The following is a 592-nucleotide window of genomic DNA, read 5'->3' as shown; positions in this document are numbered from 1 at the left end:
ATTTTACCCCAATATGTTATTTGGAACACTTATCTAACCTCTTGCCAAAGAGGTATTTGTTATGCGACCATTACGGACGCACTCTCCCCGTTGTAGGCAATCGCGCCGTACAACGAACTTCCTACACTGATTTTTGCGACCATTTTGCCTCCATTTCCCTTGAAAGTTCCACAATCCGGCGGCTCAGTTTCACGAGTTCGACGGTGTGTTGCTCTAATTTGTAGAGCAACGCCATCGCCTTTTTCTCTGAAAAATGCAGCCTCAGTTCCTTCACGACTTGGTTGTAATTCGTACCCACGGCACGGAATTGTGCATGAAAATCCGACAGTTTGGTGTAATAGTCCACCAACGTCTTGTCCACCTTCAGCACCTTGAACGGTTGCCCGAAGAAGTGCGCTTTGAGGAAAACAGACCGTGCATAGACACCCGATTTTCCGAACATGGCGAGGAAACGGTTGTGTTCCTCCTCGTTGAAACGGACGGTGTACCGTTTACTCTGACCTGCGCAAGGATTTTAGATAGAAATTAGTGTAAAAATATGTTAATACTCAATTTTTAATCTCGGGTCTCTTGGCAGGTAGGCCGGGTCATA

At 46.3% G+C, this 592-nt stretch carries 1 pseudogene; it reads right to left on the bottom strand.

Annotated features, from left to right (window positions below):
- Window positions 1-121: 121 nt before the first annotated feature.
- Window positions 122-490 (bottom strand): annotated as a pseudogene (gene mobA, locus QGT73_RS17340) (conjugal transfer protein MobA); the annotation flags it as partial.
- Between the last annotated feature and the right edge of the window lie 102 nt (window positions 491-592).

It is taken from the genome of Duncaniella muricolitica (assembly GCF_910574735.1).
GTDB classification, from domain to species: domain Bacteria; phylum Bacteroidota; class Bacteroidia; order Bacteroidales; family Muribaculaceae; genus Duncaniella; species Duncaniella muricolitica.
Note: the sequence above shows the minus strand (reverse complement) of the source record. Positions and strands in the feature narration are given on the sequence as shown.